A 16228-nucleotide genomic window follows, 5' to 3' on the forward strand; every position below is an offset into this window, starting at 1 on the left:
AGAAGTACTCGAAAGAATTCAAGCTGGACGCGGTCAGCCTGGTGCTTGATCAGAACTACAGCAGGGCCGAGGATGAGGAAGAACGCCAGGGCGAGGCCGCGTGACCTTCGATTACTCCACACTCGATTCCCTGCGCTCCCATCACCCGGCGTGGCGGCTGCTGCGTTCGGACCATGCAGCGCTGGTGGCGAGCTTTCTGCACCGGGTGTTCGTCGAGCCCAACGTGCGGGTGATGGCGGCGGCCGATCTGGCCGAGGCGCTGGAAGATGAACTCTACGCCTTGCGCCAGCAGTTGGGTGAGGATAGCTTCCCGAAGCCCGCGCTCGACTATTTGAACGACTGGGCCGCGCCTGACAAGGGCTGGCTGCGCAAGTTCTACGCCCAAGGCTCGGACGAGCCGCAGTTTGATCTGACCCCGGCAACGGAGAAGGCCATCGCGTGGCTCGGCTCGCTCTCCGAGCGCAGCTTCGTCGGTACCGAATCGCGGCTGCTGACCTTGTTCGAGCTGCTGCGCCAGATGAGCGAGGGCAGCGAGTCCGACCCGGCCCGGCGCATCACCGAGTTGCAAAAGCGGCGCGATGAGATCGACGCCGGGATCGCGCGGGTGCTCGCGGGTGACGTGCCGCTGCTAGACGACACCGCGCTCAAGGACCGCTTCCAGCAGTTCATGCAGTTGGCACGGGAGCTGCTCACCGACTTTCGAGAAGTGGAGCACAACTTCCGTAGCCTCGACCGGCGGGTACGCGAGCGCATCGCCCTGTGGGAAGGCGCCAAGGGCGAGCTGCTGGAAGAGATCATGGGCGAGCGCGACACCATCGCCGATTCCGACCAGGGCAAGAGCTTTCGTGCCTTCTGGGACTTCCTCATGTCCAGCCGCCGGCAGGAGGAGTTGACCGAACTGCTCGACCGCGTCCTGACCCTCGCGCCCGTGGCCGAACTCAAACCGGATGCCCGCACACGGCGCGTGCACTACGACTGGCTGGAGGCCGGCGAGCACGCCCAACGCACGGTGGCTCAACTCTCCCAGCAGCTGCGCCGCTTCCTCGACGACCAGGCGTGGCTGGAGAACCGCCGCATCATGGAGATCCTGCACGGCATCGAGTCCAAGGCCCTTACCCTGCGCGACACCCCGCCCGAGGGCGCGGTGATGACCATCGCCGAGACATCGGCCGATTTCAATCTGCCGCTGGAGCGGCCGCTCCACACGCCTTCGACACGACCGCTGATAGAGGATATCGTGATCGAAGGGGGTGATATTGAGCTGGACGCCGCAGCGCTGTATGGGCAAGTGGTGGTCGATTCGGCACAGCTGGCGCGTCAGATCCGTCAGACCCTGCAGGCACGCTCCCAGGTCACCTTGCGGGAACTGACGGAAGCCTACCCTCTGCAACACGGTCTGGCTGAGCTGGTGGCCTATCTGCAACTGGGCAGTGAGACGTTCAAGACGGTGGTAGACGAGGAGATGCCTGAGGCCATCGAATGGGAAGTGATGACCGATGACGTGGCACGGCGCCGGCGCGCCCGACTGCCGCGGGTGATATTCGTGAGGTGAACATGGACAAACAAGAATCCACGGCGACCGACCCCGACCTGTCCCTGTTGTCGATCACCCTGCTCAGGGGGGTGATCTACCGGGAGGGCAACGAACAGTTGTGGGGTGCGCTGCTGACGCTTCAGGCGCGGCTGCGGGACTACATGGCGGTGCTGAACCTGGATCTGGTGCTGGACGAGGCGGAGGGTTACGCCTTTCTCAAAAGCCGGCCGGACCCGGCGGAGGGGGATGACGCCCCCAGATTGCCGCGACTGGTGGCGCGCCGCCCTCTCTCCTTTCCGGTTAGCCTGCTGCTGGCGCTGCTGCGCAAGAAACTGGCCGAGTTCGATGCGGGCGGCGGTGACACGCGACTGGTGCTGACACGCGACGAAATCGTCGAACTGATCCGGCTCTTTTTGCCGGAGACAAGCAACGAGGCGCGACTGATCGACCGGATCGAGAGCGACATCAACAAGGTGGTCGATCTCGGCTTCCTGCGGCGTTTAAAGGTCACCGGCGGACCGGCGAGCTACGAAGTGCGGCGCATCCTCAAGGCCTTTGTCGACGCCCAGTGGCTGGCGGAGTTCGATGCGCGCCTGGCGGCGTATCGCAGGCAACTTACGGGAACCTCTGTGGAGGAAATGGAGAAAGCACCACAGGGAGATACTCCATGAACGATCCGCAGACGCTGGGCCTGGACTTCATTGCGGATGACACCCTGTCAGGCTTCCGGCTCCGGCGACTGGAGGTATTCAACTGGGGCACCTTCGACGGCCGGGTGTGGACGCTGCAACCGGATGGCCGCAACGGCCTGCTGACCGGAGACATTGGCTCCGGCAAGTCGACCCTGGTGGACGCGGTCACTACCCTGCTGGTGCCGGCCCAACGCGTCGCCTACAACAAAGCAGCCGGTGCCGATGCGAAGGAACGGACGTTGCGCTCCTACGTCCTGGGCTTCTACAAGTCCGAGCGCAATGAGGCGACAGCTTCCGCGCGGCCCGTCGCCCTGCGTGACCACAACAGCTACTCGGTCATCCTCGGCGTCTTCCACAATGCGGGCTACGACCAGACGGTGACCCTGGCGCAGGTATTCTACTGGAAAGAGCCGCAGGGGCAACCGGCGCGCTTTTTCGTCGGCAGCGAGCGGGAGCTGTCCATCACGAAGGACTTTTCCCGCTTCGGTTCCGACATCGCGCAACTGCGCAAACGGCTGCGCGGACAGGGTGCGGAAATTGAGGACAGTTTCCCAAAATACGGAGCCTGGTTCCGGCGCCGGCTCGGGATCGACAATGAACAGGCGCTGGAGCTGTTCCACCAGACGGTGTCGATGAAGTCGGTGGGCAACCTGACCGACTTCGTGCGCAGTCACATGCTTGAGCCCTTCGACGTGGCACCACGTGTCCAGGCGCTGATCGGCCATTTCGACGACCTCAACCGCGCCCACGAGGCGGTGCTCAAGGCCAAGCGGCAGGTGGAGCTGCTCACACCGCTGGTGGCTGACTGCGCGCGCCACGACGAACAGACAGCGGGGCTAGAAGGGCTGCGCCAGTGCCGCGAAACACTGCGCCCCTATTTCGCAGGGTTGAAGCTCGGCCTCCTCGATCGCCGCCTGCAATTGCTGGCCGAAGAGGCGACCCGCCTAGCGGCGCGAACGCGCGACCGCGAGGAGCAGCGCGACCGAGAGCGCGGCGAGGTGGAGCGCTTGAGGCAGGCCGTCAGCGCGCACGGCGGTGACCGCCTCGCTCAGCTGGCCGGCGAGATCCGCGACCAGGAACGCGAACGGGATCGCCGCAAGCAGAAGGCTGACCGTCACGCAGATCTCCTGGCCACCGTGGATGAGCTACCTGTGGCAGATGAGGAATCTTTCCTGTCAGCGCGGCGGCGCACCGGCGAGCGGCGCGAAGCCGCGGGTCAGCAGGAGGCCGACCTGCAGAACCAAATTACCGAATGGGGTGTCACCCTGCGTGAAGGCCGGCGCGAGCACGAGCTGCTCACAACAGAGATCACCAGCCTCAAGGGACGACGTAGCAACATCCCTTCGGCTCAGGTAGCGATGCGCGAGACCCTCTGTGCCGCCCTCGGGTTACCCGAGGAGGCGATGCCCTTCGCTGGCGAACTGATCCAGGTGCGCGAGGATGAGCACAACTGGGAGGGGGCCATCGAGCGGGTGGTACGCAACTTCGGCCTGTCGCTGCTGGTGCCCGATGCCCATTATAGTGCGGTGGTCGCCTGGGTGGATCGCACACATCTGGCCGGAAGACTGGTGTATTTTCGAGTTCGCCCGCCACGGCTGGGCGAGCTACCCGACCTGCATCGCGACTCGTTGGCGAGAAAGCTCGCCATCCAGCCCCAGTCTCCCTTCTACGACTGGCTGGACCGTGAGCTCGCTCATCGCTTCGACCACGCCTGTTGCGCGACCCAGGAGCAGTTCCGCCGCGAGACCCGCGCGCTCACCCACGCCGGCCAGCTCAAGGCCCCCGGCGAACGGCACGAGAAGGACGACCGCCACGCCATTTCAGACCGCAGCCGCTACGTGTTGGGCTGGCGCAACGAGGCCAAGATTGCCGCGCTGGAGGCGCAGACGCGGACGTTGGAGACGCGACTGGGTGAAATCGGCAGTCGGGTCGGGCGGGCGCAACAAGAACAGACGACATTGCGCCGGCAGATCGAGGCCCTAGCCAAGCTGGAGGAATTCGCCGAGTTCCGAGAGCTCGACTGGCAGGGTTGCGCCGCCGTCGCCGCCCGCCTGCACGACGAACTGGCGCGACTGGAGGCCGCCAGCGACCGGTTGCGCGAGCTGAACGAACAGCTGCATCTGGCACAGGCAGCCCTGCAGGCCAGTGAGACGGCGTTGTCGGAACTCAATCGCGAGCAAGGCGGCGTTCAAGCCAAACGCGACGCGGGCGAGAGCTTGCGAGCGGAGACCGAGGCGCTGGTCGTCGAGTTGCCGATGGAGATCCGCTCCACGCTGGAGGCGCTGCGCACGGAACTCTTGGGTGAACATCAGCTTTCAGTCGAGTCCTGTGACAACCGCGAACGGGATATGCGTGAGGCACTGCAGGGACGCATGGACGCCGGGGCCAAGATGTTGGCGCGTCTGACCGAAAAGATCATCAAGGCAATGTCCGCCTTCAAGGAGGAATTCAAACTGGAGACCGCCGACTTCGATGCCAGCCCGGCGGCCACCTATGAATACCGCAACCTGCTCGACCAGCTGAACCGCGACGACCTGCCCCGCTTCGAGACGCGCTTCAAGGAGCTGTTGAACGTCAACACCATCAACGAGATCGCCAACTTCAATGCCCAGCTCGCCCGCGAGCGCGAGACCATCCGGGAACGCATCGACCAGATCAACAATTCGCTGACCCAGATCGACTACAACCCCGGGCGCTACATCCTGCTGGAGTCCCAGGCCAGTCCGGACGCCGAGATCCGCGACTTCCAAGGCGATCTGCGCGCATGCACCGAGGGCACGCTGACCGGTTCCGAGGATGCGCAGTATTCGGAGATCAAGTTCCTCCAGGTCAAGGCCATCATCGACCGCTTCCGCGGCCGCGAAGGGCTCTCCGAGCAGGACCGGCGCTGGACCGCCAAGGTGACCGACGTGCGCAACTGGTTCCTGTTCGCCGCCAGCGAGCGCTGGCGCGAGGACGACAGCGAGTACGACCACTACTCGGACTCCGGCGGTAAGTCCGGCGGCCAGAAGGAGAAGCTCGCCTACACCATCCTCGCCGCGAGCCTGGCCTACCAGTTCGGCCTGGAGTGGAGCGCGGTGCGCTCGCGCTCCTTCCGCTTCGTGGTGATCGACGAGGCCTTCGGCCGTGGCTCGGATGAATCTGCCCAGTACGGCCTGCGTCTTTTCCAACAGCTCAACCTGCAACTGCTGATCGTCACTCCGCTGCAGAAGATCCACATCATTGAGCCCTTCGTCTCCAATGTCGGCTTCGTCCACAACGAGGACGGCCGCGCATCCAAGCTGCGCAATCTCGCCATCGAGGAATACCGGGAAGAGAAGGCGAGGTTCAGCGGATGATCGCCAAGTGGACCCACCCGGCCGATGTGCGCGAGCAGCTGCGCAAGCTGTGGGATCGTGGCGACCTGCTGCGCCATCTGATTACCGGTGAGCCCGCCTTCCCCCTGAAGCTAAGGTTCAAGGGGCCAACCTCCGCGGAGATCGCCGAGCGCTTCGATGCCGTGCGCGACTGGATCACCTGCTTGCGCGAGCTGAGGGCGGTACGCATCCAATGGCGCGAGTTCGCGCACCGGGTGCACGGGAGCAACGCCCTGCCTAAATACCTGTGGCTTGACAATCTGGATGATGTCCTGAACCTGATCGGCAAGGCCCGTGAGGCGGCCCGTTTCCAGGTGTTGCTGGAGACGCTGCGCACAAGGCGGCCGGAGCTCGAGCCTTGGCTAATCCGCCGCCCGCTGCGGGCGCTGGAACTGGCGGACGAGGTCGATCGCCTGCTCGATATCGTCGCCTGGCTCAGGACACACCCCCGGCCCGATGTCTACCTGCGGCAAGTGGATCTGCCCGGGGTGCACACCAAGTTTATCGAGGCCCATCGCGGTCTGCTCGCCGAGTGGCTGGACCTCGTGCTGCCGCCCGAGGCGATCGATAAGGCCAGTACCGGCGTCGCCCAATTCGCCCGACGCTACGGTTTCCGCGACAAGCCGACCCGCATCCGTTTCCGCCCCCTCGATGAGCGAATCACGCTGCTACCCGTTCCGACACGACCGGACCTGACCTTGGACGCCGACAGCTTCGCCTCCCTCGACCTCCCCGTGCGACGGGTCTTCATCACCGAAAACGAGACCAACTTCCTCGCCTTCCCCTCGGTGACCGGCAGCATCGTCATCTTCGGCTCGGGATACGGCTGGGAAGCATTGGCCCGGGCGCAATGGCTGCTGCGCTGCCCGATTCACTATTGGGGTGATATCGACACCCACGGCTTCGCCATCCTCGACCAACTGCGCGCACACCTGCCACACGTCGAATCGCTGCTCATGGACCGGGAAACCCTGACCGCACATGAGGCGCTCTGGGGCCGGGAAGAGACCCAGCACACCCATGACCTTCCCCGGCTAACCGAACAGGAGCGCGACCTCTTTGATGACCTGCGCGACAATCGCATACGCCCCGGCCTGCGCCTCGAGCAGGAACGAATAGGCTTCGCCTTTGTCGAGGCGGCATTGCGAGGGATTGGTAGTTAGGACTCGCACAGCCCCCTGCGGCGCGCAGCAGCACCTATCGTCCGACCCAGCCCACCCCTTCTCCGTCAACCATCCCGCGTGCCGGGTTCGAGCCGATCCGTCCTGATACTCCGGGATTATCTCGACCTGACTCCACGTAATGGCAAATACACAGAAAACCAGCTACAGGAACGCCAACGGCTTGAGAACACTGTATTGAGTATCAAGCCCGGCGAATCCTAGTCAAAATACATCCTGATTATCAATGAACGTCAGCTACGCGTGTCGGAGCGGACCATCAGCACCCGTCATTCCCGCTGCCTCCGTCATTACCGCGAAGGCGGAAATCCAGGGTTTGCGCGCACCTCGGGTTGCGGCTGGATTCCTGCTTCCGCGGGAATGACGGAACTTGGCTTACCTTTCTTTCTAATCAGGAAATACATTACAGAAGTCATAACAGATGTTATATTTTGGCCCGAATATACATGAACAGTTGCGCTCAAGTGCCGGTAGCAGACGGAAACCACCATGATCACACACCCCGAAAACTTTCCGATGCGGGTCAAGGACGTGCGGCGGCAGCTGGCGCTCTCCCAGGAGGAGCTGGCCCACGCCCTCGGCGTGAGCTTCGCCACGGTCAACCGCTGGGAGAACGGCAAGACGGTGCCGTCGAAGCTGGCGCAGCGGCAATTCGAGCAGTTTTGCGCGCAGAAAAGGAAACAGGGGGAGTTGGATTGATGGTTTTCAGCGAAGACTCAAGGGTCAAAATTCCCTGCATTCTGCATCTGGTCCGCCTTGGCTACCGCTACCTCTCCCTCAAGAATGCCGTATGGGATAAAGAGACCAACATCTTCCCGGTTCTGTTCCATACAGCCATTGCCCGGATCAATCCCGACATAGTAGCAGACGACATCGAGCGACTGCTGACTGACGTCAAGCTCTCGCTGGAAAACGAGGATCTCGGCAAGGCCTTCTACGATAAACTCACGGAACGCTCGGGCACCCGGCTGATCGATTTTACCGATTTCTCGAACAACAGCTTCCATGTGGTCACTGAGCTGACCAGCAAGAATGGCGACGATGAGTTCCGGCCCGACATCACCCTGCTCATCAACGGCATGCCGCTGGTGTTCATCGAGGTCAAGAAACCCAATAATCGTGAAGGTGTCCTGGCCGAGCGCAACCGCATCATTACGCGCTGCCGCAATCCCCGCTTCCGCCGCTTTCTCAATATCACCCAGCTGATGGTCTTCTCCAACAACATGGAGTACGACGATGGCTCGCCGCAGCCCATTGAGGGGGTGTTCTACGCCAGCCCGTCGTATGATGCGCCTATCTTCAACTACTTCCGGGAAGAGGAAACACTGAACCTCACCGACCTGCTGGCCGACGAGGACGATGCGCTCGAAAACGAGGTGCTCCGGGACAACAACCTCAACGTCATCAAGCACAGTCCTGAATTCATCAGCAACAAGTCGCCGGACACGCCGACCAACCGCATCTGCACCTCTCTGTTCAGCCGCGACCGCCTGGCGTTCCTGCTGCAATACGCCCTGGTCTATGTGAACGAGACCGACGGCCTGCACAAGCACGTCATGCGCTACCCTCAACTCTTCGCCACCAAGGCGATTGAACGCAAGCTCGATGCAGGTGTGCGCAAGGGGATCATCTGGCATACTCAGGGCAGCGGCAAGACCGCGTTAGCCTACTACAACACGCGCTTTCTGACCGATTACTTCCAGCGCCGGAGCATCATCCCCAAGTTCTATTTCATCGTCGATCGGATCGACCTGCTCATCCAGGCGCAGCGGGAATTCTCCAGCCGTGGGCTGACGGTCCACACCATCGATACCCGTGAGGCCTTCACCCGCGACATCAAGGCGACAAAGGCGATCCACAACGACTCCGGCCGGTCGGAGATCACGGTGGTCAACATCCAGAAGTTCCAGGATGACCCGGACGTGGTCCGTACCGAGGACTACGACGTCAGCATCCAGCGCGTCTACTTCCTCGACGAGGTGCACCGCAGCTACAACCCCAAAGGCAGCTTCCTCGCCAACCTGAGCCAGTCCGACCAGAACGCCATCAAGATCGGCCTCACCGGCACGCCGCTGCTGGGCGATGACTACAACTCCCGCGACCTGTTCGGCGACTACATCCACAAGTACTACTACAACGCCTCCATCGCCGACGGCTACACCCTGCGCCTGATCCGCGAGGAGATCGCCACCAACTACAAGCTCTCCCTGCAAGAGACGCTGGCGGCAGTGGAACTCCAGCAGGGCGACATCGACCGCAAGCAGATCTACGCCCATCCGCGCTTTGTCGAGCCGATGCTCGACTACATCATCGATGATTTCGAAAAGAGCCGGGGCGTGCAGAACGACGCCACCATCGGCGGCATGGTGATCTGCGACAGCGCCGAGCAGGCCAGGCAAATGTTCGACATATTCCAGGGCCACCTTGCCGCCAAGATTGTCGAACTCAGCCCCCACAGTGCCAGCGAATCATTGGATGAGCTACGAATGGTCGCGGACTCCGCCGCTTCTTATATTGCCAAGCAAAAGCAGGCAAACAAGATTAAAAGCGGCGCCCTGATCCTGCACGATGTCGGCAGCAAGCAGGAACGGAAAGAGTGGGTGGAAGACTTCAAGGCGGGCAATATCGATCTGCTGTTCGTCTTCAACATGCTGCTTACCGGCTTTGATGCCCACCGGCTGAAAAAGCTTTACCTGGGCCGGGTGATCCGCAAACACAACCTGCTCCAGGCCCTGACCCGGGTCAACCGCCCCTACAAGGATTTCCGCTACGGCTATGTGGTCGATTTCGCCGACATCAGCAAGGAATTTGAGGAAACGAACCAGCGTTACCTGAAAGAGTTAAATGATGAGCTGGGCGACGAACTGGAACACTACTCCCACCTGTTCAAGTCCGCCGAGGAGATCGCCCAGGAGATCGAGGCGATCAAGGACATTCTGTTCAGCTTCGATATCGCAAACGCGGAGGAATTCTCCCGCCAGATCAGCCAGATCCAGGACCGCGCCACGGTGCTGGCCCTCAAAAAGGCGCTGGCCGATGCCCGCAGCCTCTACAACCTGATCCGCCTGCAAGGGGAATACACCTTCCTCGACCAGCTCGATTTCCAGAAACTCAACCAGCTCTACCGCGAGACCTGCAACCACCTCGACCTGCTCAACCTCAAGGAGAGCATCGAATCGAGCGCCGACACCACGGGCCTGCTCAACGTCGCCCTGGAAGAGGTGCTGTTCCTCTTCACCAAGATCGGGGAAGAGGAGCTGGTGCTGGCCGACAAGCTGAAAAACACCCTGCGCCAAGCCCGCGAGGCTTTGGCCGACAACTTCGACCAGCAGGACCCCAGGTTCATCACCCTCAAGGAGGAGCTGGAGCGGCTGTTCAAGAAAAAGAAGCTGAACGAAGTCACCCAGGAGGAGATGACCGCCAACATCGGCGCGCTCAACGCCATCCACGACAAGGTCAAGGAGCTGAACCGGCAGAACAACCGCCTCCGCGCCAAGTACCACGGCGACGCCAAATACACCCGCATCCACAAGCGGCTGTTGGAGCGCGGCACGCTCACAGAGACCGAGCGCCGCATCTTCGACGCCCTCTCCGGCGTCAAGCAACAGGCCGACGACCAGGTCTTGCAAAACACCCAGTTGCTGGCCAACGAAAGCTATTTCGAGCGGATGATGATGCCGCTGGTCATTGAACAGTTTCAGAACCAGCAGAAGATCAAACTCAACCCGGACGCCTCCCGCACCATCAACCGGCTGGTGGTAGCCGAATACACCAATGAATTTGCCTCAGGCAAAAGAACAGGAGCACCCACTTGGTAACGCAGGATTTCGAGAAACGCACCCGGCAACTAATCGACAGCCTCAAGGGGATCTGCGCCGCCTATGGCCTCGGCAACGACGGCAACGAGTTCAAGATCATCACCCAGGTCTTTCTCTACAAGTTTTTGAACGACAAGTTCGCTTATCAAGCCAAGAAGATAAGCCCGGAACTGGCCAAGGCCGAGAGCTGGGAGCAGGCGATCAGCGCCATGAGCGCCGACGATCTGGAGATGCTGCAAAACCAGATGGGGCCGGACACCGCCCGCCTGAAGCCAGAGCACTTCATCGCCCACCTGTTCGGCCGCCAGAACGCGCCTGAGTTCGCCAAGCTGTTTGACGACACCCTGCGCGACATCGCCATCAGCAACAACGACATCTTCGCGGTCAAGACCGACGGCGGCGCCAAGGTCACCCTGTTCGACCGGGTGAGCGAATACATCAGCGACCCCTCCAGGCGCGACGCCTTCTGCCGCGCCATCATCAATAAGCTGGTGGAGTTCAGCTTCGAGCGCATCTTCACCCAGAAGTACGACTTCTACGCCGCCCTGTTCGAATACCTGATCAAGGACTACAACAAGGACAGCGGCGGCAAATACGCCGAATACTACACCCCGCACGCCGTGGCCAAGATCATGGCCGCCATCCTGGTGCCTGAAGCCAAGCGCGGTAAGGTCAGCAACGTGAGTTGCTACGACCCCTCGGCCGGCTCCGGCACCCTGCTGATGAACATCGCTCACGCCATCGGCGAGCAACGCTGCGCCATCTACTCGCAGGACATCTCGCAGAAGTCATCCAGCCTGCTGCGTCTGAACCTGATCCTCAACAACCTGGTCCACTCCATCCCCAACATCATCCAGGGCAACACCCTGCTCCATCCCTACCACCGGGAGGGCAAGGCGCTAAAGCGGTTCGACTACATCGTCTCCAATCCGCCCTTCAAGATGGATTTCAGCGATTTTCGCAACGAGCTGGACACCAAGGAGCACCAGGCCCGTTTCTTCGCCGGGGTGCCCAACATCCCCAAGCAGGCCAAAGACAAAATGGCCATCTACCAGCTCTTCCTCCAGCACATTGTCCATTCGCTCAAACCCGGCGGCAAGGCAGCCGTGGTGGTGCCCACCGGCTTCATCACCGCGCAAAGCGGCATCGACAAGAAGATCCGCCAGCACCTGGTGGACCAAAAGATGCTGGCCGGGGTGGTCTCCATGCCGAGCAACATCTTCGCCACCACCGGTACCAACGTCTCCATCCTCTTCATAGACGACGCCAACAAGGAGGACGTCGTGCTGATCGACGCCTCCGGCCTCGGCACCAAGGTCAAGGATGGCAAGAACCAGAAGACCCTGCTCTCCGATGCGGAGGAGGACCGTATCATCGCCACCTTCAACGCCAAGCAGGCGGTGGAGGACTTCTCGGTGGTGGTGAGTTACGACGACATTGCCGTCAAGAACTATTCCTTGAGTGCCGGGCAGTACTTCGAGGTAAAGATCGAGTACGTGGACCTGACGCCGGTGCAGTTCGCGGTGAAGATGCGGGGTTTCACCGACAACCTTGACGAGCTGTTCAAGGAATCGACGGGACTGGAGCTGGAGATCAAGCAACAGTTGGCTAGGTTGCGGTATGAGTAACTCTCACTGGCCGAAATCCAGTTTGAAATCGCTTACGACAAGAATTGGCGATGGCATTCATGGGACTCCCAAATACGTTGAAATCTCTGAGTACCCATTTATAAATGGGAATAATTTGAGGCGGGGTTTCATTGAGATACTGCCAGAGACGAAAAGGGTGTCTCGCTCTGAATATGAAAAGTATTTCATTGGATTTGATAAGAATACCTTATTTTTGTCAATAAATGGCACCCTTGGCAGTTTGGCTAAATATAGAGGTGAAACTGTAATCCTTGGCAAGAGCGCCGCGTACATCAAATGCTCCAGAATTAATATTGGTTTTTTATATTATTACTTGCAGCTGGGCAGTGTGCAGCAACATATGTGGAATGTTGCGACTGGCTCTACAATCAAGAACCTCTCGCTTGATTCAATTAGAAACCTTCAGATTCCGACGCCCAGTGACAATGAACAGCGAAACATCGCCGCCGTCCTCTCCACCCTCGACGCCAAGATTGACTGCAACAACCGAATCAATGGCGAGCTTGAGGCGATGGCCAAGTCCCTGTACGACTACTGGTTCGTGCAGTTTGACTTCCCCGACGCCAACGGCAAACCCTACAGATCCTCCGGCGGCAAGATGGCCTACAACCCTGCCCTGAAGCGAGAGATTCCGGCGGGATGGGGTAGTGATAGGCTTGTCAACTTGACCTCATTGATCCGACGCGGCTTGTCACCTGCCTATGTGGAAGAGGGCGGGATACTTGTACTCAATCAAAAATGTATCCGGGATCAGCGAATAGCATTCGCGGATGCACGTCGTCATGCAACTATTCTCGAATCCGAAGATAAACGTCTACTGCGCTGTTTCGATGTGTTGGTCAACTCAACAGGGGTCGGCACGCTTGGCAGAGTTGCTTTTGTCAAACGACTGGACGAAGAAAAAACGACAGTCGATTCTCATGTAACCATCGTCAGAGCTAAACCTGAACGTGTGAGTCGCGAATACCTGTGTTGGTCATTGTTGCGCTTTCAGCCAATTATCGAAGCTGCGGCCAACGGCTCGACAGGCCAAGTTGAACTCAACAAGGGATTCCTTGAAGACCTATATATCGTCGTTCCTGTGCCGACGCTTCAGAAACAGTTTTCTGAATTCGTCGATCCGCTCATAAAGATAATGGCTACGAAGGAGAAGGAAACGGAGTACCTAATCCAACTCCGCGACTGGCTCCTGCCCATGCTGATGAACGGCCAAGTCACGGTAGGACCACGAATGAACGTCGATATGCACGAAAGATCAGTGGGCATGGCGATATGAATTTAACAACTGCACGGAGGCATTCAATATGAGTCTATTATTGACCCAGCAAGAGGCGGACGCACTGCTTGCCCTGGAGAAACATTATCTGGAAAGCGATCGCTTTTCGTTTCCCAGTCTTGGAGGAAACTTGAGAATCCCGCTGCACTCGGCAGACCATCGAGAGGAGTTCAGTCTGGATATCACGCGCGGAAAGATCGAATTGCGCAAAAACACTTTCCAGGCACGGGGGCGCAAGGCGGTGATTCTGGCTCGGATTGACATTGGTGGACCACCTCATCGCAATCCTGACGGCGAGGAGATCGGCTGTCCACACCTGCACGTTTACCGGGAGGGTTATGGCGACAAGTGGGCGACGCCCTTACCCGAAACCTTTGCAAACCACGAGGATGCTTGGACGACGCTATTAGAGTTTATGGATTTCTGTAACGTTTCTACCAAGCCGACGATTATGCAGGAGTTGTTCACATGATCATTGATGAGATCGACAAACTGCTACAGGACTACACCCGTTGGCTGAAGGACAAAACCGTTCTCAAGCAGATCGGTACCGATTGGGTGGAAATCACCACGCCATACTTGGACCGCCATAACGACTGCCTGCAAATCTATGCCCGCAAGGATGGCAATGGGTTCGTGCTCACCGACGATAGCTATATCATCAATGATCTGGTCAATTCCGGCTGCCCGCTCGATACCCCCAAGCGCCAGGAGCTATTAAAAACCACCCTCGCCGGGTTCGGGGTGCAGATGGATCACGATCAATTGCTGGTCCACGCGACACCGGAAAACTTTTCATTGAAAAAGCACAATATCATTCAGGCCATGTTGTCGGTCAACGACCTGTTTTATTTGTCCTCGCCTTATGTCGCCAGCCTGTTTGTCGAGGATGTCACAAGTTGGATGGACCTGTCGGATATCCGCTACACGCCCAATGTGAAATTCACCGGGAAAAGCGGCTATGACCACATGTTCGATTTCGTGATCCCCAAATCACGCCAGCAACCCGAACGCATCGTCCAGGCCGTCTCCAATCCAAAGAAGGATTCCGCCGAGGCACTTGTCTTCAAATGGCTCGACACCAGAGAAACCAGAGCATCGAATTCCAGGCTGTTTGCCTTTCTGAATGACAGTAATGCAACCGTATCCCAGTCTGTTATTGATGCGCTCAAGAACTACGACCTTCAGCCTATCCTGTGGTCAGAACGTGAAGAAGCAAAGGAAGGGTTGGCGGCATGACCGTTGCTATTCGTACCGACTGTTCGCGAGGAAACTTAGCCTCTTCGCGCCTTCGCGTGAAAAACCAGCCGAGGGTGTCATGACCATCGACCGACCACGGAACATCTGCTCAGCCTGCTCAACGCGCTGTGCAAGCTCCCACAGGAAACCAAATGGGTGGAGTTCAAGCACAACAATGATGAACCGGAGCAGATCGGGGATTACCTCGCCACGGCTGGCTTTCCGCCCATGCTGGTGAACGGCCACGTCTCGGTGATGTAAGGGGGTTACGATGAAATTCGAGGAATTTGTCTCCGGCAGTTATAAGCAACAGTACCAGTACCAGAGCTTTCTGCCCGCTTCCATCAACCAGGTCTGGTCATGGGACGATCCGCGCATCAATGTGCTGCTGGAGCAGGCGACGAAATCGCTGGGTGAACTCAACGCTTTCACGTTGATCGTGCCGGATGTCGATCTCTTCATCCGTATGCACATCATCAAGGAGGCGAACACCTCCAGCCGGATCGAGGGAACCCGCACGGAGATGGACGAGGCGGTGCTGGAAGAGGAGGCGATCCTGCCGGAGCGTCGCGACGACTGGCGTGAAGTACAGAATTACGTCCGCGCCATGAACACGGCGATCGGCGCGTTGAAAACCCTGCCGCTCTCCCTGCGCCTGTTGCGCCACACCCATGAAATCCTGATGGGCGGTGTGCGGGGTGAGCGTAAGACCCCTGGGGAATTCCGCCGCAGCCAGAACTGGATCGGTGGCGCGAGCCTTGCCGATGCCGCATTCATCCCCCCGCACCATACGGACATGGCCGAGCTGCTGACCGACCTTGAGGCCTTCTGGCATAATGACAATGTTGCCGTCCCGCACCTGGTCCGCTGCGCCCTGAGCCACTATCAGTTTGAGACCATCCACCCGTTTCTGGATGGCAACGGCCGTATCGGCCGCCTGCTGATCACGCTGTATCTGGTCAGCCACGGCCTGCTCAACAAGCCGTCCCTCTATCTTTCCGCCCATCTGGAAAAACATCGCGGTGCCTACTACGACGCCCTGACCCGCGTGCGCGAATCCAGCGACATCGGCCACTGGGTGCGTTTCTTCCTGCAGGCGGTGGTTGAGACCGCCGAGAGCGGCAAGACAACCTTTCAGCGTATCCTGGCGCTCCGGCAGGAACTCGACGCCGAAGTCGTCAAGCTGGGCCGCCGGGCGGTAAATGCCCAGCAGCTCATTCTCCATCTCTACGGGACCCCGACCATCACCGTCAACAAGGCCATGGAACTGTTGGGAATCAAATATGTGCCGGCCAACAGCCTGATCGCGACCCTGGTGGATATGGGTGTGTTGCAGGAGGTGACCGGGTTCCAACGGAATCGGATTTTTATCCTTCGGCGCTATATAGATATCTTCAGGGACTGAAACTGAAATATGTCGATTTGTATTATATTTTTTATGCGTATAAGTATAATATGGATCGTCGTATGTACACTTTTCAGG

At 59.4% G+C, this 16228-nt stretch carries 11 protein-coding genes; all 11 read left to right on the plus strand.

The window, feature by feature from the left end; translation table 11 throughout:
• Window positions 1-100: 100 nt before the first annotated feature.
• The 11 genes from NPX02_RS05655 to NPX02_RS05705 all read left to right on the plus strand — a co-directional run bounded on the left by NPX02_RS05655 (window position 101) and on the right by NPX02_RS05705 (window position 16150).
• A complete protein-coding gene (locus NPX02_RS05655) occupies window positions 101-1552 on the plus strand; it encodes a DUF3375 domain-containing protein (RefSeq protein WP_260292472.1) in 1452 nt (483 codons plus the stop codon).
• Between the two features lie 2 nt (window positions 1553-1554).
• On the plus strand, window positions 1555-2205 hold the full coding sequence (locus NPX02_RS05660; protein WP_260292473.1) for a DUF4194 domain-containing protein: 651 nt from the start codon (window positions 1555-1557) through the stop codon (window positions 2203-2205).
• The gene (locus tag NPX02_RS05665; protein ID WP_260292474.1) at window positions 2202-5564 is read left to right on the plus strand and encodes an ATP-binding protein; all 3363 of its coding nucleotides are present in this window, start codon (window positions 2202-2204) and stop codon (window positions 5562-5564) included. Before NPX02_RS05660 ends, NPX02_RS05665 begins: the two co-directional genes overlap by 4 nt.
• Window positions 5561-6745 (plus strand): DUF3322 domain-containing protein, encoded by a 1185-nt coding sequence (locus NPX02_RS05670; protein ID WP_260292475.1) that lies wholly within the window; start codon window positions 5561-5563, stop codon window positions 6743-6745. The genes NPX02_RS05665 and NPX02_RS05670 overlap by 4 nt, the downstream gene beginning before the upstream one ends.
• A gap of 507 nt (window positions 6746-7252) precedes the next feature.
• Window positions 7253-7462: a helix-turn-helix domain-containing protein gene (locus NPX02_RS05675; RefSeq protein ID WP_260292476.1), complete on the plus strand. Its 210-nt coding sequence runs from the start codon at window positions 7253-7255 to the stop codon at window positions 7460-7462.
• Entirely contained in the window at window positions 7462-10581 is a 3120-nt protein-coding gene (locus tag NPX02_RS05680) for a type I restriction endonuclease subunit R (protein WP_260292477.1), read from the plus strand. The genes NPX02_RS05675 and NPX02_RS05680 overlap by 1 nt, the downstream gene beginning before the upstream one ends.
• Window positions 10575-12209, plus strand: a complete 1635-nt coding sequence (locus NPX02_RS05685) for an HsdM family class I SAM-dependent methyltransferase (protein ID WP_260292478.1) — start codon at window positions 10575-10577, stop codon at window positions 12207-12209. Before NPX02_RS05680 ends, NPX02_RS05685 begins: the two co-directional genes overlap by 7 nt.
• Window positions 12202-13506: a restriction endonuclease subunit S gene (locus NPX02_RS05690; protein ID WP_260292479.1), complete on the plus strand. Its 1305-nt coding sequence runs from the start codon at window positions 12202-12204 to the stop codon at window positions 13504-13506. Before NPX02_RS05685 ends, NPX02_RS05690 begins: the two co-directional genes overlap by 8 nt.
• Before the next feature lie 28 nt (window positions 13507-13534).
• A complete protein-coding gene (locus NPX02_RS05695) occupies window positions 13535-13978 on the plus strand; it encodes a DUF6978 family protein (protein WP_260292480.1) in 444 nt (147 codons plus the stop codon).
• Entirely contained in the window at window positions 13975-14745 is a 771-nt protein-coding gene (locus tag NPX02_RS05700; protein ID WP_260292481.1) for a DUF1829 domain-containing protein, read from the plus strand. Before NPX02_RS05695 ends, NPX02_RS05700 begins: the two co-directional genes overlap by 4 nt.
• Before the next feature lie 271 nt (window positions 14746-15016).
• Window positions 15017-16150: a Fic family protein gene (locus NPX02_RS05705; protein ID WP_260292482.1), complete on the plus strand. Its 1134-nt coding sequence runs from the start codon at window positions 15017-15019 to the stop codon at window positions 16148-16150.
• The last annotated feature ends 78 nt before the right edge of the window (window positions 16151-16228 follow it).

This window comes from Sedimenticola hydrogenitrophicus, assembly GCF_025175675.1.
GTDB lineage: Bacteria > Pseudomonadota > Gammaproteobacteria > Chromatiales > Chromatiaceae > Sedimenticola > Sedimenticola hydrogenitrophicus.